This is a genomic window from Streptomyces asiaticus (assembly GCF_018138715.1).
Taxonomy (GTDB): domain Bacteria; phylum Actinomycetota; class Actinomycetes; order Streptomycetales; family Streptomycetaceae; genus Streptomyces; species Streptomyces asiaticus.
The window spans coordinates 7,951,568-7,971,398 of record NZ_JAGSHX010000006.1; the positions used below are offsets into that span (position 1 = coordinate 7,951,568).

General features: G+C 69.7%; 20 protein-coding genes. 13 read left to right on the forward strand and 7 right to left on the reverse strand.

Annotation, left to right across the window (positions count from 1 at the left end):
• Nucleotides 1–114 precede the first annotated feature (114 nt).
• The 5 genes from KHP12_RS41870 (at nucleotide 115) to KHP12_RS41890 (ending at nucleotide 3,642) form a co-directional block, all read left to right on the forward strand.
• Nucleotides 115–1,110 (forward strand): 4,5-dihydroxyphthalate decarboxylase, encoded by a 996-nt coding sequence (locus KHP12_RS41870; protein ID WP_086880554.1) that lies wholly within the window; start codon nucleotides 115–117, stop codon nucleotides 1,108–1,110.
• 157 nt (nucleotides 1,111–1,267) lie between these two features.
• A complete protein-coding gene (locus KHP12_RS41875) occupies nucleotides 1,268–1,918 on the forward strand; it encodes a hypothetical protein (RefSeq protein ID WP_086880555.1) in 651 nt (216 codons plus the stop codon).
• Between the two features lie 151 nt (nucleotides 1,919–2,069).
• Nucleotides 2,070–2,255, forward strand: coding sequence for a hypothetical protein (locus KHP12_RS41880; RefSeq protein ID WP_086880556.1), 186 nt, complete (start codon nucleotides 2,070–2,072; stop codon nucleotides 2,253–2,255).
• A gap of 154 nt (nucleotides 2,256–2,409) precedes the next feature.
• Nucleotides 2,410–3,345, forward strand: coding sequence for an endo-beta-N-acetylglucosaminidase H (locus tag KHP12_RS41885; protein WP_086880557.1), 936 nt, complete (start codon nucleotides 2,410–2,412; stop codon nucleotides 3,343–3,345).
• A gap of 78 nt (nucleotides 3,346–3,423) precedes the next feature.
• The gene (locus tag KHP12_RS41890) at nucleotides 3,424–3,642 is read left to right on the forward strand and encodes an EF-hand domain-containing protein (protein ID WP_086880558.1); all 219 of its coding nucleotides are present in this window, start codon (nucleotides 3,424–3,426) and stop codon (nucleotides 3,640–3,642) included.
• A 65-nt stretch (nucleotides 3,643–3,707) separates the two neighbouring features.
• Here the strand turns inward: KHP12_RS41890 and KHP12_RS41895 are convergent, their stop codons facing one another.
• Both KHP12_RS41895 and KHP12_RS41900 read right to left on the reverse strand, forming a co-directional pair.
• Nucleotides 3,708–3,869, reverse strand: a complete 162-nt coding sequence (locus KHP12_RS41895; protein ID WP_167442407.1) for a hypothetical protein — start codon at nucleotides 3,867–3,869, stop codon at nucleotides 3,708–3,710.
• A 14-nt stretch (nucleotides 3,870–3,883) separates the two neighbouring features.
• Nucleotides 3,884–4,450, reverse strand: a complete 567-nt coding sequence (locus KHP12_RS41900) for a hypothetical protein (protein ID WP_086880559.1) — start codon at nucleotides 4,448–4,450, stop codon at nucleotides 3,884–3,886.
• A 301-nt stretch (nucleotides 4,451–4,751) separates the two neighbouring features.
• Between KHP12_RS41900 and KHP12_RS41905 the strand changes: the two genes are divergently transcribed.
• The gene (locus KHP12_RS41905) at nucleotides 4,752–7,601 is read left to right on the forward strand and encodes a tetratricopeptide repeat-containing protein (RefSeq protein WP_211834385.1); all 2,850 of its coding nucleotides are present in this window, start codon (nucleotides 4,752–4,754) and stop codon (nucleotides 7,599–7,601) included.
• Here the strand turns inward: KHP12_RS41905 and KHP12_RS41910 are convergent.
• Together KHP12_RS41910 and KHP12_RS41915 are read right to left on the reverse strand one after the other, a co-directional pair.
• Nucleotides 7,531–8,268 (reverse strand): response regulator, encoded by a 738-nt coding sequence (locus KHP12_RS41910; protein ID WP_086880561.1) that lies wholly within the window; start codon nucleotides 8,266–8,268, stop codon nucleotides 7,531–7,533. The two genes, KHP12_RS41905 and KHP12_RS41910, sit on opposite strands and share 71 nt — an antisense overlap.
• Complete coding sequence (locus KHP12_RS41915) at nucleotides 8,265–9,446, reverse strand: sensor histidine kinase (protein ID WP_211834386.1); 1,182 nt, start codon at nucleotides 9,444–9,446, stop codon at nucleotides 8,265–8,267. Before KHP12_RS41915 ends, KHP12_RS41910 begins: the two co-directional genes overlap by 4 nt.
• A gap of 328 nt (nucleotides 9,447–9,774) precedes the next feature.
• Here KHP12_RS41915 and KHP12_RS41920 point away from each other — a divergent pair, with 328 nt between their 5' ends.
• The 6 genes from KHP12_RS41920 to KHP12_RS41945 all read left to right on the forward strand — a co-directional run bounded on the left by KHP12_RS41920 (nucleotide 9,775) and on the right by KHP12_RS41945 (nucleotide 15,425).
• On the forward strand, nucleotides 9,775–11,400 hold the full coding sequence (locus KHP12_RS41920) for a hypothetical protein (protein WP_211834388.1): 1,626 nt from the start codon (nucleotides 9,775–9,777) through the stop codon (nucleotides 11,398–11,400).
• Complete coding sequence (locus KHP12_RS41925; protein ID WP_086880564.1) at nucleotides 11,397–11,840, forward strand: hypothetical protein; 444 nt, start codon at nucleotides 11,397–11,399, stop codon at nucleotides 11,838–11,840. Before KHP12_RS41920 ends, KHP12_RS41925 begins: the two co-directional genes overlap by 4 nt.
• A gap of 77 nt (nucleotides 11,841–11,917) precedes the next feature.
• The gene (locus tag KHP12_RS41930; protein ID WP_211834389.1) at nucleotides 11,918–13,132 is read left to right on the forward strand and encodes a hypothetical protein; all 1,215 of its coding nucleotides are present in this window, start codon (nucleotides 11,918–11,920) and stop codon (nucleotides 13,130–13,132) included.
• Nucleotides 13,133–13,189: 57 nt separating this feature from the next.
• Complete coding sequence (locus KHP12_RS41935) at nucleotides 13,190–13,741, forward strand: hypothetical protein (RefSeq protein WP_208652895.1); 552 nt, start codon at nucleotides 13,190–13,192, stop codon at nucleotides 13,739–13,741.
• Between the two features lie 584 nt (nucleotides 13,742–14,325).
• Nucleotides 14,326–15,294 (forward strand): threonine ammonia-lyase, encoded by a 969-nt coding sequence (locus KHP12_RS41940; protein WP_211834394.1) that lies wholly within the window; start codon nucleotides 14,326–14,328, stop codon nucleotides 15,292–15,294.
• A gap of 41 nt (nucleotides 15,295–15,335) precedes the next feature.
• The gene (locus KHP12_RS41945; protein ID WP_372455329.1) at nucleotides 15,336–15,425 is read left to right on the forward strand and encodes a hypothetical protein; all 90 of its coding nucleotides are present in this window, start codon (nucleotides 15,336–15,338) and stop codon (nucleotides 15,423–15,425) included.
• A gap of 9 nt (nucleotides 15,426–15,434) precedes the next feature.
• Here KHP12_RS41945 and KHP12_RS41950 read toward each other — a convergent pair whose 3' ends face one another.
• Together KHP12_RS41950 and KHP12_RS41955 are read right to left on the reverse strand one after the other, a co-directional pair.
• Nucleotides 15,435–16,601 (reverse strand): acyl-CoA dehydrogenase family protein, encoded by a 1,167-nt coding sequence (locus KHP12_RS41950; protein WP_211834395.1) that lies wholly within the window; start codon nucleotides 16,599–16,601, stop codon nucleotides 15,435–15,437.
• 103 nt (nucleotides 16,602–16,704) lie between these two features.
• Nucleotides 16,705–17,544 carry an AraC family transcriptional regulator gene (locus KHP12_RS41955; protein WP_211834396.1) on the reverse strand — a complete coding sequence of 280 codons (840 nt, stop codon included), beginning with the start codon at nucleotides 17,542–17,544 and terminating at the stop codon, nucleotides 16,705–16,707.
• A gap of 96 nt (nucleotides 17,545–17,640) precedes the next feature.
• Here KHP12_RS41955 and KHP12_RS41960 point away from each other — a divergent pair, with 96 nt between their 5' ends.
• Complete coding sequence (locus KHP12_RS41960) at nucleotides 17,641–18,441, forward strand: TSUP family transporter (RefSeq protein ID WP_246643266.1); 801 nt, start codon at nucleotides 17,641–17,643, stop codon at nucleotides 18,439–18,441.
• On the opposite strand, the gene KHP12_RS51815 is transcribed toward KHP12_RS41960, so the two are convergent.
• Nucleotides 18,433–19,791, reverse strand: a complete 1,359-nt coding sequence (locus KHP12_RS51815; RefSeq protein WP_208652897.1) for a sensor histidine kinase — start codon at nucleotides 19,789–19,791, stop codon at nucleotides 18,433–18,435. The two genes, KHP12_RS41960 and KHP12_RS51815, sit on opposite strands and share 9 nt — an antisense overlap.
• Nucleotides 19,792–19,831 lie beyond the last annotated feature (40 nt).

The window sequence follows — 19,831 nt, forward strand, 5'->3', positions numbered from 1 at the left end:
CACCGTGAATGAACATTTACCTTGACGGCTCGGCTGCTCCGGGACCACCATAAAAGTGAAAGGTCATTCACGGAAACGGGCCTCCCGGCGAACTCCCGGAGAGGAGATCCACTGATGGGCACGGATTCGCTGAGCATCGGCGTATACGCCTACGAGCACACCGAGGCACTGTTCGACGGCCGGGTCGCGGTCGACGGGGTGGACGCGGTGTTCGAGACGGCACCCCTCGTATCGGACATCTTCCGTCGCGCCGTTGAGGGCCACTACGACCTCGCCGAGTTCGGTCTCACCTACTTCCTGCGCACCTTCGACCTCGACGACGTGCCGTTCCTGGCGCTGCCGATCCTGCCCAACCGCAACTTCCGCCACTCGGCGATCTTCGTGAACACCGCCAGTGGGATCGAGAAGCCGCAGGACCTCGTCGGCAGGACGGTCGGCGAGTTCACGCTCTACGGCCACGACGCCGGGATCTGGCCCAAGGGCATCCTGGCTGACGAGTACGGCGTGACCCCCGACCAGTGCCGCTGGGTCATCGGCGGCACCAACCACCCCGTCCCCGCCTGCGACTGGATCCCGCAGCCCGTCCCGGACGGCGTCGACGTGCGCCACGCGGAGGACGGCCAGACCCTGGGTGCCATGCTCGAATCCGGCGAGATCGACGCACTGATCTCCATCGACGTGCCGCGGGCGGTGCTGGACGGCTCGCCGAAGGTCGCCCGCCTGTTCCCCGACTACGAGGCCGTCGAGCGCGACTACTACCGCCGCACCGGGATCTTCCCCCCGATGCACATCGTCGCGATCCGCAGGGACCTGGCACAGCGGCGGGGCCTCGCACGGGCCGTCTACGACGCCTTCACGGAAGCCAAGGAGCTCGCCGAGCGGAAGTACCTCGTCGGCGCCGCGAAGCAGCACATGGGCGTCATCACGCCCTGGTTCAGTGCGCTGTTCGAGGAGAACCGCCGGCTGCTCGGCGACGACTGGTGGCCCTACGGGATCGGCGCGAACCGCAAGGCCATCGACACGTTCCTGCGCTACCACCATGAGCAGGGCCTGTCCAAGCACCGGCTGACGTGCGAGGACATCTTCGTGCCGGAACTCCTCGACACCTGAGCCGAGCGGCAACGACGCTTCGGGTGTGCCGGTCCCGGAACGGGACGCGGGGCCCATGGAGATCCTCCTGGCCACCGGGCCTGACGGTGGATCAACGGGCCCTCGGTGGCGCATGATGGAGGTGGCCGTCCGGTCAGAAGCGAGGTGCCGCGTCCCGATGAAGCGCAAGACCAGAATCCTCCTGGCGGGCCTGGCATCCGTGGGCGCCGTCGCCGCCGCGGGCATGGCACACAACCGCCGGTCTGATCGCCGGGAACTCCTCCACGCCACGGTCTTCAGCGAGCCCGGCTACCGGGGCCGCAACCAGAGGCTGACCTGGAACGGCGGCAAGCGCGAGGTCGTCCCGCTCACCCGGGTACAGCTGCCGCGCATCGGCTCGATCAGGCTGGACCGGCTCGTGTACCACTTCCAGCCCGATGTGCGGCTACCGAACGTGTACTTCCTGTGGCACGCCCTCACCGAGCGCCCGGACAGCACGGACCCCGAGGGCGGCGTGGCCGGCTTCATCGCCATGCACCAGCTCGCCGGCATGTTCTCGGTGGGCTGGTGGGAGCCGGTCCGCGAGTCCGAGGCGCGGTCGGGGGTGCGGCTCTGGGCCGGACGCCCCCACTATCCGCTGCCCGCGCACGACGAGGGGGACCCGTCCGGCAAGACGGCTCACGGCAAGGCGGCTCTCGGCAAGGCGGCGGCTCCCGGTGCCCAGCCCTGGCACGACGTCCTGGCCAACACGCCCGACCTCGGCTCCTGGAGCACCCGCACCCGCTATCTCGAACTCGGCTACCACACCGGAAGCGGCCCCCGCGGCTGACCGGCCGCCTGTCCTGTGACGCGGTCCACGCAGACTGCGACCGCACCTGGCGCGAGACGGCCGAGGCTCAGAGCTGCGGTTCTCCTGGCCCATGCTGTCCGGGACATGTCCCGGACAGCGAATCCGTAGACGTCGGCACACGCCGGATCCCGTGTGCAACCAGAACTGGTCCACCAAGACGCCCGCGTCGGTGACACACTCACCCTCTCGGGGCAGAGGCGACAAGGCACTCGGCTGGATCGTCATCGAAGTGCCCAAAGCATCGAAGGTCGCCACGCTGCAATTCACCATGAACAGCGGCTTCGCCGACGAGACCGGCCAGTGGAAGATCAGCTGACCGTGCCGACCCTCCGTCACGCCACTGAGTGGGAGTCGTGAAGAGTTCGCGCGCGATCCTCGGCATTCGGGTACGGGAACGGAAAACTTGGAGGGCTCACTCGGCGCTTCGAACACGTCGGGCGCCGACCCATGCGAGGGGAGACCGGTCAACGATGTTCACTCTGGTGCGGAGCAGATTACGGACGGCCGCGTTCGCGCTCTCGGCGGTCGCGGCCCTCGCCTTCGCGGGGACCGCCGGGACCGCCGCGAGCGCCACGACCGGCGCGGCAGCGGCCCCCGCTCCCGCGAAACAGGGGCCGACCTCGGTGGCGTACGTCGAGGTGAACAACAACAGCATGCGGAACGTCGGCAAGTACACCCTCGCCAACGGCGGCGGCAACGTCTTCGACGTCGCCGTGATCTTCGCGGCGAACATCAACTACGACACGGGTACGAAGGCGGCGTATCTGCACTTCAACGAGAACGTGCAGCGCGTCCTCGACAACGCCGCCACGGAGATACGGCCGTTGCAGCAGAAGGGCATCAAGGTCGTCCTCTCGGTGCTCGGCAACCATCAGGGCGCGGGCTTCGCCAACTTCCCCTCCCAGCAGGCGGCTTCGGCGTTCGCGAAAACGTTGTCGGACACCGTGGCCAAGTACGGGCTCGACGGCATCGACTTCGACGACGAGTACGCGGAGTACGGCAACAACGGCACCGGCCAGCCCAACGACAGCTCGTTCGTGCACCTGGTGACGGCGCTGCGCGCGAACATGCCGAACAAGATCATCAGCCTCTACAACATCGGCCCGGCCGCGTCACGCCTCTCCTACGGCGGCGTCGACATCTCGTCCAAGTTCGACTACGCCTGGAACCCGTACTACGGCACCTGGCAGGTCCCCCGCGTGGCACTGCCCAAGTCGAAGCTGTCGCCGGCGGCCGTCGAGATCGGCCGGACCTCACAGAGCACGGCCGCCGGCCTCGCCCGCCGCACCGTCAGCGAGGGGTACGGCGTCTATCTGACGTACAACCTCGACGGCGCCAATCGCAGCGCCGATGTCTCCGCGTTCACCAGGGAACTGTACGGCAGCGACGCCGTCTACACGCCGTAAGGCGACCGCACCCCCGGGGTGCTTCGGGCGGACGGATAACCTGGGCCCGTCAGCGAAGATCGCAGAAGGGCGGAGCACATGGCGGACATCATGGAGACGGCGGCGCGGAAGGTCTTCGAGCGCTACGACCTGGACGGGGACGGCCTGGTCACCGCGGACGAATACCGGAAGGTCGTGGCGGAGCTGGAGGGCTCGGAGATCACCGAGTCGCAGGCCCAGGAGCTCATCGACTCGCTCGACACCAACGGCGATCGCCAGATGTCCTTCGAGGAGTTCTGGGCGGCCATGAATGCCTGACACCGAGGCATGAGACCCCGGGCGTCACGCGCCCGGGGTCTTCTGTCTCCGCGGGGCGACGGCGGTTACTCGTTCCGCGCCCGCCATTGTGCCGCTTTCGCGCTGGCCTCCTTGAACGTCAGCCCGGCGACCTGCGCCAGCGGCACATCCTTCAGTGGGCAGTCGGCGTAGTGGTCGGCCCTCTCGCTCGGAGCGGCGTCGCAGCCGGGGCACTGTCGAGGAGGCATGGTGTTCCCTGTCCCTATGTCGAGTCGTGGTTGTCGGCCTGCCATCTCCGAATCGCGTTGCCTATGTATGGCACCACCCAGACGAGCAGCACAACGACGACCGGGGCGGCCGTAGTGCCTGCGGCGAGCCACCGCCACGCGGGTGCCGCCGCATGAGCCGGCGGGGCCAGGGCAAGACTACTTCCCACCGCCAGGCACAGGAGCCCCGACAAGTAACAGAAGTCCGCTCTTCCGGCCAGCCTGATCCAACTGGCGTAGTGCGTCCGCTGGTCCTGAATCAGCTGCTCGTGCCGGTCGTCGGACATCTCGGAAAGCGGACCCCACCAGGCTTCGACATCGCTGCGCGAGTACAGATACTGGCGGGAGCGAACTCCCCATACCACCGCCATGACCATGAAGAGCGTGGTCAGGGCGAGTGCGAGCAGCGTGGGGTCCGGCCAGCGGAATGTGTCGCGGTCCGTGATGACGAGTCCCAGCAGCGTGATGCTTGCACCACCGAGGAGGGGCGCCGCGGTCGTGTACTGCCCCTCGCGCGCGGCCGACCAGTTCAGAGGCGCGGGCTTGCGCCATGAAGGTTCCACACTCCCCCCTCGAAGGAGGCGGTTCGAAGGAGGCGGTCGGCGGTCACGTATGCCGTCCCCGTCCCGATGAAATACCCGGACAAAGTACAGCGCGGCAGCTTGGGGTGGAATGCCTCGAACAGGCCAGAAGGAAGGTGCCGACACGGTTGCCTCGCGCCATGAGGAACGGCTGTCCAAAGGGGCTCGCGGAGCACGGCGGGAGCGCTCGAGGATTCTTCCAGTATGCGTATGGCCGCCCGGTGTTCACTTTTGGCTCAGGCGTGCCCGCGGGGGGCACGGGCCGAGGGGGGTTACACCGGATATGGCCACGCCCATCGTCACCGCACTGGCGGTCTATGAAGCGGGCAAGAAGGCGTACGAGGCATACCAGGGCATCGTCGCCTTCGTCAGCCACGGCAGCCACAGCCCCACTCCCGAAGAGGAGATCCTGGCCAGGCTGGAGGTGCTGCACCAGGATTTCGTCGCGCTGCAAGGGCGGTTCGATGAGGTGATGGAGGCCGTGAAACAGGCGGTCAGGGTCGAGCAGCAGGCGTATGTCCTGAATCTGCGGCGCGATCTGGAGGGATTGTGCGGGCGAGCCCGCACGGCCACGGACGAGCTCAACTCCTGGGCCGTGGGCGGGCGCAAGGACCCGCTGCTGCGGTCCAACGCGGACAACAACTCCCGGCTGGCGGCGAATACGCTGCTGGAGGGCGACTCCTACTTCTACCGCCCGGATCCGAACTCGCCGGACAGCGTATTCGATCACCGGCTGGCGTATATCGCCTACGTCTATGTACTCACCGTCCGGTTCGGCGTGATCGCCGGGCTCAATCCGCAGTACCGCGAGGACCGGCTGGCCCGCGAGGAACTGAGCCGGCACGCGGCGCGGCTGGACTGGGTGTTCCAGAACGCCGACCGGGCCATCGAACCGGATATCGGTGGCGGTCCTGACAACCGTGGAAGCTACTTCCTGGCCCACCAGTGCGTGGACCACATCAGCGGCTACGACACGGGGCACACCGAGGTCGGGTGGCGTCCGGGAGGCCAGGCCGAGTACGACGACGCCCGGGCCCGCTACTCCGATCAGCTGCGCGCCGATATGCGGGTCAGGACGGGGCTCGCCAAACTCATGGGCTTCCACGACACCGTGGCTTACTGGGCCAAGGACCCGCGCACACCAGGATGGTCCCCCTGGACCCCGGTGGAGGTGCCGGACAGCGTGGTGTCCTTGGCCGCGGCGTCGGACCGGCCGGGGCACACCGTGCTGGTGTGGCGGGACAAGGACAAGGCGCAGCTCCGCACCACCTCCTACGACGCCACCGCGGCCGCGCCGGCCTGGAAACCGTCGGTGGCCATCAGTGCGGAGAACACGGTGCGGGAGGAACCCACGCCGCGCGCCGTGGCCTCGGGGCCGGGACTCATCACCGTGGTGACGTGCGGCAAGGACGGCGGCGTCTACGCCACCCACACCGATCCCACCCGGCCGACCGGATGGCTGGACGCTCCGGTCAGGGTGAGCGGCGACACCACCGATGTCTGGTACGCCGAGGCCGCCGCGACACCGGGCTTCGTCGTCGTGGTGTGGCGGGACAACGGCACCGGCACGCTGATGGCCGCGTTCCAGGACGCCAGGGGAGCGTGGGGGCCACCACAGCCGGCGACCCCGGCGGGTGCCACCTCGCTGGGCTCGAACCTCACGGTGACCTGTCCGTCACCCGGGGCGGTGCTGGCGGTGTGGACCATGAACGACCGCACGCTGCACTGCGTCACCTACGATTCCCACGCGGCCCACCCCGTGTGGAGCGCACCCGCGCAGATCGCCGAATTCCCCGGGAACGACTTCGCGTCGTCCATCCACGCCATGGGCACCGGCGACGGAAAGGCCGATGTGGTCTGGCAGGGCGTGTTCGGGTCCATGTGGAACATCCACTACGACGGCGGCTGGAGCGCCCCGGCCGAGATCACCCCGCAGCGTCTCACCCATTGGGGCGTGCCCTATACGATCGTCCCGGCGGTGACCGGGGATCGGCGGGCCAACTGGTTCTGGCAGGGCCGGGACAACCGCGTTCAGACCATCTACCGGGATCCCCAGCAGCCGCAGTGGTCGGCGCCGCTGCGGCTCGGACAGCCCTGGTGGTCGTATTCCGAGGTCGCCGCGGTGTCGGTGGCGGAGGGAAGCGTATCGCTCTACCGGGTCGACTTCGGCAGCGAGATCGGCGAGGTGCCCGAGCTCCTGACGTGTTTCTACGACCCGGCCACGCCGACCGCGCCGGCCCGGATCGCGGATGCGCGAGCCCTGGTGGCGAGGGCCCAAACCCTGTGGAACTTGCCGGGCCCGGCGCGCGACGAGGCCAACGCCCGGGCGGCCGACGCGATCGCGGTCGCCCGCGAGGTCGTGGCCCTGGACCCCGGCTACCGTGCGATGCTCGCCCAATGGCTGGTGTTCCCGGCGGGTACGTATCTGATGGGCAGTGGCCGCTACGACGAGGCCATTGACCGTATGCGGGAGGCGCTCGGCCTCTATGACGAGCTGATTCATGAACAGCCCGGGTCGGATGAGCTTCTTTGGCGCAAGGCGTGGGCGCTGGTCAATGTGGCGCAGGCCCTGTGGGGCAAGCCCGATCACGCCCAGGGTGCACAGCGCGCCGTGGAGGCCACCGAGCTGCTCCGCCAACTCGCCACCACGAAACCCACCTACCGGACCGGGCTCGCACAGTGGCTGGTGTTTCCGGCGGGTACGTATCTGATGGGCAGTGGCCGCCACGATGAGGCCATCGAGCGCATGCGGGAGGCGCTCGGCCTCTACGACGAGCTGATTCACGAGCAGCCCGGGTCGGATGAGCTTCTCTGGTGGAAGGCGTGGGCGCTGGTCAATGTGGCGCAGGCCCTGTGGGGCAAGCCCGATCACGCCCAGGGTGCACAGCGCGCCGTGGAGGCCACCGACCTGCTCCGCCAACTCGCCACCGAGAACCCCGGGAGGTATCGCGGCGGACTGGGCGACTGGCTGATGTTTCCGACGATCCCCTACCTGCGGCAGTCCGGCCGAAGGGACCAGGCGCTCGCGCGGGCGAGGGAGGCCGTGGACATCTTCACCGCGCTCAACGCCACGGATCCCGCGGCCTATGGGCCGAAGCTGGCGGCGGCGAAGAAGCTCGTCGACGAGTGCTGAGCGGTAGAGGAGGAAGCGGTGCCACGAGTTGGTGGGCGGCCGCGTAAATGACGGCTTGAGTGCGATCGCGCAGACCCAGCTTCGCCAGGATCCGGGAGACGTGTGTCTTGACCGTCTCGTCACCGATGCCCAGGGCTCGTGCGATTTCCGTGTTGCTGTGCGCCTGGGCCACGAGTATCAGGACCTCGTGCTCCCGGGCCGTCAATCGCTCGAGCTCGGTGGAGGACGCGGGCGGCGCGATGCTGCCGGCGAAGCGGGAGATGAGACGGCGCGTGACCGAGGGATCGATGATGGCATCGCCTCTGTCGGCGATGCGGATGGCCGCGATCGTCTCCTCGGGAGGGACGCTCTTCAGGAGGAATCCGCTGACTCCCATGTGGAGGGCGCTGTAGACGTAGCTGTCGTCGTCATAGGTGGTGAGCACGATGACTTTCGTGGTGTTGCCCGGCCTGCCGAGGATGCGTTCCGCCGCGCGCAGTCCGTCCAGTCGCGGCATGCGGATGTCCAGGATGGCGACGTCGGGCGTCAGCCTGATGGTCTCTTCGACGGCTGCCTGGCCGTCGGCCACTTCCGCGACACAGCACAGGTCGTCCTGGGTGCTCAGGACCGCCTTCAGTCCCGAGCGGAACATGGCGTGATCGTCGGCCAGGAGAATACGCAGACTCATGTGCCGTCCATGGAGAAGGTGGCGGATATCTTCCAGTCGGCCTCGCCGGGTACGGGTCCGTACGAGACGAAGCCGTTGAACATCCCGACTCGGCTGCTGATGCCCTCGAGGCCCCGGTGTGGAGAATCCTCCACGAGCCGCTCGGAGGCGGCGATCGGGTTGACCGCGGTGACCGTGATGCGCGAAGTGCCGTAGCACAGGGTGATGTCCACGTGGCCGTCGCCGTGGCGCAGGGCGTTGGTCAGCATCTCCTGCACCACACGGTAGACGGCGATGTCCAAGGACCCCTCCAGTTCCTGTCGGGCGCCCTGGACGCTGACGTTCGTCTCCAGACCGGCGGCGGACACGGCCTGGATGAGCTGGTCGAGGTCGCGCAGCCCCGGTTGCCGTGCGCCTTCGGCGGGGCTGTCGTGCAGGAAGTCCAGCAGCCGGCGCAGGTCGAGGAGGGCCGCTCGGCTGGAGGTCTCCACCGCCGCGAGCGCCGTCGACACCGGTGACGCCTCCTTGGCCGCGAGTCCCAGCCGGGCGGCTCCGGCATGCACACCGATGGCGCTCACATGATGGGCGATGACGTCATGGAGGTCCCGGGCGATGGCACTGCGGTCCTCGGCGATGGCATTCGCGAGGTCTTGCCGGGCCATCTCCCGCTCCCGGACGGCCCGTTGTTCCAGTTCGGCGATGTGAGCGCCCCGGGCGGTGGTGTAGCGGCCGACCAGCCAGGCGAGGAGGGCCTCTTTCACCGCGCCCAGCAGAATGGAGCGCCATTCGGTGAGATCGGTCGTGCCGCCGAGTGTCCTGGCCCCGATGGATCCCGCGGCCAGGTAGAGGAGAGCCAGAACGGCCGGTCGGCCGTTCAGCCAGGCTCCGGCCCGATAGGCCGCGATGAGCATTCCGGCGTCGTTCGCGTCCGGCAGTGGACTGCCGTCGGGCAGTACCAGCGCACCGGCCACGGCCAGTGCCGCCTGGGCGAGGGCGACGACTCCCGAAAGCCGGGCCGAACTCGCGAGTGCCGCGTCCACCAGGGCGATCCCCACCAGCAGACACCAGTAGGACACGGGGGGATACACCTGCGAACCCTCGTAGGAGAAGCTGAGCGTATCCGCGAGCAGGCAGAAGCCCGCCACCATGAGGGATTGCCGGGTCAGGGACCCACTCGGGTCCCACGTCTGAGCGGACAAGGCCCCTCTCTCAGGATGTCGGCACGCCCGCACCGCGGGCATGCCGGAAGGCGGAATGTGCGGTCGGAACGCCACCTTGTACGGGGCCGGTCGCACCAGGCATGCACTTATGGTGCACGAGCGCCACCGAAAAGCCTTCCCGCGCCTGGGGGAGGCATTGTCCCCCGTGCGGGGGACATGATGTGCCCCGGGTGCGTGACGACACCACGTGGGGCCGGTTCTTAGTGTCTGCCGCGTGAACGACAACGCACCCCCCGTATCCGTTCGCGGCAGATGCGCCGGTCGGAATCGCCCTGGCATGTCATGCGCGGCGCGAGTGGTGACACGAGTGGCGGCAGCCGTGCTCTGTGTCCTGGGCCTGTCCGTCACCGTGGGATCCCCCGCACGGGCGGATTCCACGGCCGGCGGCGACCTACAGGTCGCGCAAACGCTCGGCGACCGCGACCTGACCTTCATCCTGCGGCGCGTCACCGGGCTGCCCGGCCCCCTGCATGTGGATGTGCTCACCCATCGGGGCACCGCCGCGGGGACCCTGCGCCTGGGCACCGTTCCCACGGGGGCGTCGGCGGATCGGGCGGAAGGTTCCTCGGCGGGGACCACCACCAGCAGCGCCCCGGTCGAGCTCGGCGGCGCGCCCGGGTCCTACAGCGCCGCCCTGGACATCGATCGAGCCGGGCCCTGGGAGCTCGTCGTCGATGACGGATCCCGCACGGCGCGGATTCCCTTCATGGTGCCGGGCCAGGTCACGTCTCCGCCGGAACTCGCCGTGTTCGGCGGTTTCGTCACCGCCGGTGTGCTCATGCTGGTGACCCTGTTCGTCGCCGTGCGGGCCCGGCGCGGGGGCTGGGTGCTGCTGCCGGCGGGAGGTGTCGTCGCCGCGCTCGCGGTGGCCGTGACCGCCGCGCTGCTGTCCACCTCCCTGCCTCTGCCGCCCGAGCCGGGCGGGCAGGTGGATGCCACGAACGACAACGTCAGCGATCCCTACTCGGTCGTCCGGCCGGTGACGAACGACTACTCCCGGCCGCCCGCCTCACTCGAGTTGGGTTCGTACACGGCCAGGGTGGCGGAACGGGGCACGCTCCGGTTGAGCGTGACCGACGGCTCCACCGGCCTGCCCGCGGACGATCTCGTCGTCCACGACGGTGCCCTGATGCATCTGCTGGTCATCGGGCCGGCCGGTGAGCTCTGGCATCTGCACCCCGTACGCACCGCGCCCGGCAGCTACGAGGTCCAGCTGCGGCTGCCCGCGGCCGGCCACTACGCCGTGTCCGCGGAGTTCGCCCGCCGCGGTGGCGGAGTCCAGCAGGTGCGCTCGGCAACCGGCCTGACCGTCGCCGACGGCCCCGCGCGCGGCGGCGGCGCCCCGGCCCCGCGCCCCGAACTCGCCCCGCGGGGGCCGGGAACGCGGACGATCGACGGTGTATCGGTGCGCCTGACGGTGCCCTCGCCCACGGCGGGAGAAGCGGCCACCCTGACCGCGCGCGTCGGCGACACACCGACGCTTCAGCCCTGGCTCGGCATGGTCGGCCACATGATCGTGGTCGGCCCGCTCGACAGGGCGGACGCGACCAGCCCCACCCGTATGGGACAGGCCGCCCAGGACGCGCCCGTCTGGGCTCACGGGCACTCCATGGGCGGCGACATGAGCGGCCGCTCCGCACCCGGAGGCCACTCCGCACCCGGAGGTGCCCCGGTCCATGACATGGCGGGCATGCGACACGGGACCCACGCCGACGGGGGAGAGGCGGAGGCGAGTTCGATGAGCGGGCTGATGCCCCTCAACGGCGACAGTCCCGCGGACGAGACCGTGGCCGCCTACGGGCCGGACGCCTCCTTCGTGTACACCTTCTCCCGCCCCGGCTACTACCGCGTGTGGATACAGGCCGAGCGCGACAGTGCCATCCTGACCATCCCCTACCTCCTGCACGTGTCCCCGGCGGGAGGAGCGAAGTGAGCGCCCGCACCGCCTCCCGCACCCCCATGGTCCGGTTTCTGTATGGAGTCGCCGCCGCGCTGCTGACGGTGTCCCTCGCCCTGGTGGCCATCGGTTTCCTTCCGTCCTGGACGGACGACGCGGTCTCGCTGACCGCGGGCAGCGCCACCGACGAAGTGACACTGACCGTGGCCCGGCCCCGCACCGGCGCCACGGACGTCGCTATCCGCCTGACCCCCCGCCGAGGAGGGCGAAGCGGACGTCCGCCCGCCATCACCCTTCAGGCCGTCATGCCCACGCACGGACACGCGACGCCCCCGGCACACGCCCGGGTTCACGGCCCGGGCAGCTACTCCACAGCCGTCCACGTGATGATGCCGGGGCGCTGGACCTTCCACGTCAGCGTCGACTACGGCACTCGGAGCGACCAGTTCGACTTTCCGCTGGCGATCTCCGGCTGACCAGCGGTCTCCGGCTGAACCACCGGCCACACAAACGCGAGCAACCGCTCTCGCACGGTCATGAGAAAGGCATTCCCGTGAGCACAGCGCTACCCGTCACCGGCAGTAGGGCGTCTCAGCCCTCCCTCGCCGTCAAAGTCTCCCGCAACGGCAGGACCGGCCCCGTCGCCGCCAACACCGTCCTGGCCGGGACCATGATGTCCCTGTTCGGCATCAGTTGGGACATCCAGTGGCATGTCGACGTCGGCCCGGACACGTTCTTCACGCTCTCCCACCTGATGCTGTACTCCGGCAGCGCCATCGCGGGCCTCGCCAGCCTGGCCATGGTCCTGATCGCGACGGCCGCCCAGCGGGCCGGCCAGTCCGTGGACCGGTTCCCCGGCGGCAAACCCGTGCGCGTCCTCGGCGGGGTCTTCCGGGCCCCGCTGGGCTATCTGATCAGCGGTACCGGGGCCGCCCTGTTCCTTCTCTTCGGGCTTCTGGACCTGTGGTGGCACTCGCTGTACGGCTTCGACGCCGTGCTGGACTCCCCGCCCCACATCGGGCTGCTCGTCTCGATCTCCTTCTCCATGGTGGGGAGCGTCATCGTCTTCGCGGCGGCGCGCGACACCCGGTGGGGCAGGGCGGGTGTGATCCTCAGCATCCCCGTGCTCATCGTCTTCAGCCCCATCACGACGAAGGCGTTCGGCGCACTGCCCCTGCCGGTGGACCCCGAGCTCGTCGGGACCATCCTGTTCTCCACCCTCCTGCTGATCCTGGGGACGCTCACCATCGGCCGGCGGACCACCGCACTGACGATCGCCGCGACCCTCGGCGCCCTGCAACTCGTCCTGTGGTGGTTCTCGCCCTGGGCAGCCCGGGTCTACGCCGACGCGACCGGTCTGCCGCTGCGTGACAACCTCGGCGACGATCCGCCCGAACTGCCCTCCGGGATCCCGGTGTTCATGCTCGTCGCGGCAGCGGCCGGCACAGCGCTGATGTGGCTGAGCAGGAGGCGGGGCTGGTCGGGCCGCATCGCGCCGCAGATCATGGGCGCCGGAGGCGGAGCCGTGATCGGCCTCTCCTTCCCCGTCCAGAGCGCCCTGTTCGGCGATTCCGGCCCGACCTCGGCCGAACTGCTGAAGATGACGGCCGCCGGTCTGGTGACGGGCGTCCTCGCGGGCTACCTCGCCGCCCGACTCGCGGTCCTGCTGCGCGACCACTCCACCGCATCGGTCACGAGCGCATCGGTCACGAACGCATCGGTCACGAACGCATCAGCCACGAACGCATCAGTCACGAAGGGCCGATGACCCATGCACTCCTCACGTTCACCACTCCTCCTCGCGGCGGCCCTCGCATCCGGGCGTGTGCGAGACCGCGTACGCCGACTGGTACTGGCCGCGGCCGCCGCATTCGCGCTGGTGACGGTGTCGACCGCACCGGCCGCGGCGTACGCCCCGGTCGGCGTCGTCCATACCGAGCGGGTACAGGCAGGGCCCTACACGGTCACCGTCGGGTTCTCCGAGTGGCCCCTGCGGGCCATGCAGTCACTCGACTTCACGTTCGCGCCGGCCGACGGCATCGCGGGAAAGTCGGGCAGGCTCACCATCGACGGGCCCGGCCTCGACGCCGAGGACCGGGAGACCCCGCTGAGCAGGCACCCCCGCAAACGGGATGTCTGGGGCCTGGACGTCCGGGCCCTGCCGGAGCCCGGCACCTGGAGCTTCACCTTCGACATCGACGGCCGAGCCGGCCACGGCCGCGGCACCCTGCGGAACGTCACCGTGCTCGACCAGCCGGGCCCGCCCCTGGCCATCAGCTGGACCGTCTGCGCCATCCCGCCCATCGGGATGCTCGCCTACCTCGCCGTGGGCTGGCGGCGCAACAAGCCCTCCGAGCGGGTGGCCGCACTCGTCTGAGCCGCGGTCGCCCGAAAAGCAGTGGAGCCGCACTCCGATGTGCCGTTAGCGTGCTCCCGCCCGCAGTCACCCGGTCAAGGACGTGCCGATGTACACCAAGTGAGACCCCCAAGCGCTGATCCGTCGCACGGCGCGCTGCTGCGCCGTGCTCCCTTTCGCTGCGGTCTTCTCACTGGAACCGGTGTATCTCCATGTCCATGAACTGGGCGTTCGTGCCCACCTGCCTGCCGATCGTTCTCCGCCGTTGCCACAGGTGCGCCTCCGGGCGCTTCCGGGTGAAGGGCGCCTTCCGCGTCGACGCGAGCGAGCGGCCGGCCTGGCAGTCGCCGTACGGTCCGCCGCCGCCCCGCGCCCACCGCGGCCGGTGGGCGCCCGTGCCGGTGCCGGCCAGGTCGCGGTCCGCTCTGCGGCGCGGATACCCGTGCGGCCGGGATCGCTGAGTCCTTCCGGCCCCGGGCCTGCCCGGCCGTATCCGATCCACCGGACAGGCCCTGGCCGGGGGCCTGCGCGAGTCGGCCCGAGCCGTGGGCCGACCTGCCGCGCGACTCAAGGGAACAGCGCCGACCGCGCTACGCTGCTGTGCCGTGCAGGAGACGCGTCTCGACACCACTCGGATCCGGGCAGCTCGCCGGGTAATCGACCCGATTTTCCTCGACACTCCGCTCTACCGCTGCGAGGCACTGGAGCCCCGCCTCGGGTGCGCGGTGAGCATCAAGCTCGAAACGGCCAACCCGGTACGCAGCTTCAAGGCCCGCGGCACCGAGGTCATCGCGAGCCTGCTCGCCGATCATGGCCCGCGGGCCGTGGTGTGCGCCAGTGCGGGCAATCTCGGCCAAGCCCTCGCCTGGTCCGGTCGCGGCCGGGGGCTCGACGTCACCGTCGTGGCGTCCCGCTTCGCGACGGTGGCCAAGCTTGATCGCATCCGCGCACTGGGCGCCAGGCTGGAACTGGTGGACGGCGACCACGAGCCGGCTCGTGAGCGGGCGGCGGCCATCGCCCGGTATGACGGCATCCGGCTTGTCGAAGACAGCCTGGACATCGAGACCTGCGAGGGCGCGGCGACCATCGGCCTGGAACTGGTGGACCCCGTACCGGCCTTCGACACCGTCCTGATCGCTCTCGGCGGCGGGGCACTGGCCACCGGCGTGGGCCATGTGATGAAGGCCTTGGCGCCCGAGGTCGAGGTGATCTGCGTCCAGCCGCTGGGCGCACCGGCGATGACACGCTCATGGCACCAACGGCGCGTCGTCACCACCGATTCGACCAACACCATCGCCGACGGCGTCGCCGGCCGGCGTCCCATCCCGGCCGTCCTGGACGACCTCCTCCTGGTCGCCGACGACGCCGTCCTGGTCCAGGAATCGTCGATCACCGCCGGTATGCGGATACTCCTCCACGACGCCGGCCTCGTCGTCGAACCATCGGCCGCGCTCGGCATCGCGGCGATCCTCGAAGACCGTGCCCGTTTCGCCGGCCGGCACGTGGTCACCATCGTGTGCGGCAGCAATGTCGACGCGGACGCCTATCACCGCTGGGTCGGTGCCGCTCCCTGACGGGGGGCAGTGGCCTGGGTCTGTCCATCGTGCGCACGCTGGTGGAAGCGCACGGCGGGACGGTGACGGTGAGGAGCACGGTGGGCGGGGGCTCGGAGTTCACGATCCGCCTGCCGCGTACCGCACGGTGACAACGATCCTCATGCGTCCAGACCTCCGCGCCTGACCAGCTGGCTCGCGATGACATCGCGCTGGATCTCGTTGGTGCCCTCGCCGACGATCATCAGCGGGGCGTCACGGAAGTAGCGCTCGACGTCGAACTCGGTCGAGTAGCCGTAACCGCCGTGGATGCGAACGGCGTTCAGGGCGATCTGCATCGCGGTCTCGGAGGCGAAGAGTTTCGCCATGCCGGCCTCCATGTCCACCCGGCGTCCGGCGTCCGCCTCCCGGGCCGCGTAGAGGGTCAGCTGGCGCGCCGCGGTCAGTGAGGTCGCCATGTCGGCGAGGTAGTTGCCGATGGACTGGTGCTGCCAGATCGGCTTGCCGAACGACTCGCGCTCCTGTGCGTAGGCGAGCGCGTCCTCGAGCGCCGCCCGGCCCACGCCGAGGGCGCGGGCGGCAACCTGGAGGCGGCCGGTCTCCAGGCCCTTCATCATGTGCGCGAAGCCCTTGCCCGCCACGCCTCCGAGCAGTGCGTCGGCGGGCGCGCGGTAGTCCTCGAAGGACAGCTCGCAGCTCTCCACGCCCTTGTAGCCGAGCTTGGGCAGGTCACGCGAGACGGTCAGCCCGGGGCCGTGCTCGACGAGCAGGATGGAGATGCCGGTGTGCGCGGGGCGCGCGTCCTGGTCGGTCTTGCACAGCAGGGCGATGAGCTGCGAGCGGCGGGAGTTGGTGATCCACGTCTTCGCGCCGTTCACCAGATAGCCGTCCGCGTCCCTCCGGGCGACGGTGCGCATCGCCTGGAGGTCGGAGCCGCCGCCCGGCTCGGTCAGCGCCATCGTCGACCGGATCTCTCCGGTGGCCATCCTCGGCAGATAACGCCGCTTCTGCTCCTCCGTGCCGAAGCGCAGCAGCAGCTTGGCGACGACCGTGTGCCCTCCCATCGCGCCCGCCAGGCTCATCCAGCCACGGGCCAGCTCTTCGGTGATCAGCACATAACAGGGGGTGGAGACCGGGGTACCGCCGTACTCCTCCGGGACGGCGAGTCCGAAGATTCCGAGCTGTTTCATCTGCTCGATAAGGGCTTCGGGGTAGGTGTTGGCGTGCTCCAGCTCCTGGACGACGGGCTTCACTTCCCTGTCGACGAAGTCGTGCACGGTGCTGACGATGAACCGCTCGTCCTCGGACAGGATGTCGAGTGTGCTCATGCTGGACGCTCCTCGTGGGGTGCCATGGATGCCGTTGCCGCCTCAGGCTCCTTCGTCGGCCCTGACGAACCGGGCAACCAGGAGGCCGAGTCCGGGCGCGTCGTCAGGCGCGTCCGGCGCGGCTGGGGCAACTGCCTTGGCTTCCGGCGGTACTGCCTTGGCCACCGGCGGTACTGCCTTGGCCTCCGGCGGTGAAGCGGGACGGCGGCAGGCCGAAGGCGCGGGTGAAGGCGGTGGTGAAGGCGGCGGGGGAGGCGTAGCCGAGGCGGCCGGCGGCCTCGGTGACGGAAGCGGTGCGCAGCAGCGGGACGGCCGCGAGCAGGCGGGCGCGGGCCCGCCAGGCGGCGGGGCTGTCCCCGGTCTCCGCGCGGAAGCGCCGGGTGAAGGCCCGTTCACTCCGGGCCGTCCGGTCGGCCCAGACCGCGTTGGTGATGCCGAGGTCCGGCGCGGCCAGATACTCCCGGCACAGTTCCGCCAGGTCGGTGGAGGGCGGCATCGCGACGTGGAAGGGGAGCGGGGTGCGCTCGGCGATCTCGTGCAGCAGAAGCGCCGCGATGCACCCCTCCCGCCCCGACAGGCTGTAGTCGGCCTCGAACTCGACGGCGCTCACGAGGAGTTCGCGCAGCAGCGGTGGTACGTCCACGACCGTGCAGGTGGCGGGCCACCAGGGAACGGCGTCCGGCTCGATGTACAGGCTCCGGGTGCTCACCCCCAGCATCCGGACCCGATGCTGAGTGGCGGCCGGAATCAGGACGGCACGCTCGGGCGGGACGGTCCACGTCCCGGCGCCGGTGTCGACGACCATGACCCCGGTGGCGCCGTAGAGGAACTGTGCCCGGCGATGCTCGTGCCAGTCCAGTACGTGTCCCGGCGGGTAGTCGGTGCCGATCGGCAGGACGACCCGATTGACGTGGTCGACGGCGTCCAGGGAGGCGTTTCTCACCCTGCCACCGTACTGGCCGAGACGCGAAGGAACTGTGCCGGTCTTCGCATGCGGGAAGGGTGGCGGCCCTGATGGGGTGGTCCCGTGGACGTTGCGATGTTGATCGGGATCGGGCTCCTCACCGGAGTGACGACGGTGCTGTTCGGGTTCGGCGGCGGGTTCGCCGCGGTCCCGGCGGTGGTGTGGGCGGACGCCGCGCTCGGCGCGGACGCGATGCGGGTGGCGACGGGCACCTCGGCCCTGGTGATGGTGGTGAACGCGGCGTTCGCCACGGCCGTCACACCCCGGCGCGTGCTCGGCGCCCTCCGCCGCAGCACGGGGCTGCTCCTCCTGCTGGCGGCCGGTGCTACGGCCGGTGCGCTCGCCACCCGCCTCGCCCCACCGGCGCTGGTCCTCTGGTCGTTCGTCGCGTATGTGGCCATCACCATCGTCGACCTGCTGCTGCGCCCCGGCTTCCTGCGCCCCCGCGCACCCATCGAGGAGCCGGCGGACGGACCGAGGCCGCTGCCGGCCGTACTCGGCGCCCCCATCGGCGCGGTCGCGGCCTTCCTCGGTGTCGGGGGCAGCGTCATGACCGTCCCCGCGATGAGGCGCGCCGGGCACACGATGCACGTGGCGAGCGCGCTGGCCAACCCTCTGACCTTGGCCATCGCGCTCCCGGCCACCGCGGTCTCGCTCGCCGGCACCGCGCTCCCGGCCTCCGCCGGTGCGCACGTCCACCTGGTGGGCCTCGTCGACCCCGGTGCCGCCGCAGCCCTGCTCGCCGGTGCCCTGCCGGTCATCGGAGTGCTGCGGCGACGCCCACCTCGCATCCCCGACCGGATCTACGCCTGGGCGTACGTGGGGCTGCTCACCGTCGTGGTGGCGGCGATGTCGCTGTCGGACGTCTCACGGTGACGGCGGTCCAGGGACCTCGGGTGTCACGGTGTGGGTGGGGAGGCATGCGGTCAGATGTGCGCCGTGGGTGCTCTCCGTGATGTGGAGGGTGCCCTGGTGGAGGGTGGTGATGTGATGGGCGAGGGCCAGGCCGAGACCGGCGCCGCCGCTGTCTTTGGCGCGGGCGTCGTCGAGGCGGGTGAAGCGTTCGAAGACGCGGGCATGGTGCTCCAGCGGGATGCCGGGGCCGTCATCGCAGACCTCGAGTATGGCTTGTTGCCGGTCGGGGTGATGGGTGAGGCGGACGGTGATGGTGCTGGTGGCGTGGCGCTCGGCGTTGTCGAGGAGGTTGCCCAGTACTCGTGCGAGCAGCACCCGGTGACCACGCACAAGGATGGGAGCGTGTGCGGAGGCATTGCTGAGGTGCAGGTTCACAGCAAGATCGGGTGGCGGGTGACGGCGAGCCACCTCTTCGCGGACGAGGCCTGTGAGGTCGACGTATTCGCGGGTGGCGGGGCGCATGTCGTGGGTGTGGGCGTCCAAGCGGGCCAGGAGGAGCAGGTCGGTGGTGAGGCGTTGCAATCGGAGGGTGTCGCCGAGTGCGTCGCGGACCGTGCGCGGCCAGTCGGTGGTGGCCGGTTGGGCGAGGGCGAGTTCGAGCTCGGTGCGGAGTGCGGCCAGAGGAGTGCGCAGTTCATGAGAGGCGTCAGCGACAAAGCGTTTCTGCTGCTCGACCGCCGTATACAGGCGGTCCAAGGTTTTGTTCAGCGTGCGGCCCAGTCGACTGATCTCGTTGTCCGCCCGGGGCAGGGGGACATGCCGGTCGAGGTGGTGCGTGCTGAGTTTGGCGAACTCGGCGCGGATGGCTTCCATCGGCAGCAGCACCCGCCCGGCCGCGTACCAGGCGCTCGCGCTCGCCACAGCGGTGATGAAAACGACCGCTCCTACCAGCGACCACACAACCATTCGCAGCCGCTCCTGCTCCCGCTGTAGTGGATTTTCCGCCAGCAGTACCCAGTTCGGTGCCCGGCCCAAAATCTCGGATTCATCGGCCACCGCGAACCAGTAGGCAGTGGCTCCGTTGAACGGCCACAACGACAGTGCGCCGCCTTTCGGCTCGGTCAGGAGCCCCTTCCAAGCCGGCGGCATCGAGTCCCAGCGGCAGATGTAGGCGCGACCCGGCACACTCGCCTCATCCCGCACCTCAAAAGGCTTGTTGCACGGTCTCAGCACGCGATCGAGATCGTAATTGTGGTGCGCGAGGGCCAGGTTTTCGGCTGAGAACCTGGTCTTCGGGGCAGCTTGGCGCAAGAGGCTTGTCCGTACCGCCACAGCGGCAACGGCCGCGATTCCGGTCAGAGGCACGGCCACCAGGAGAGCGACGAGCAGAGCGGCCCGGACCCGGATGGTA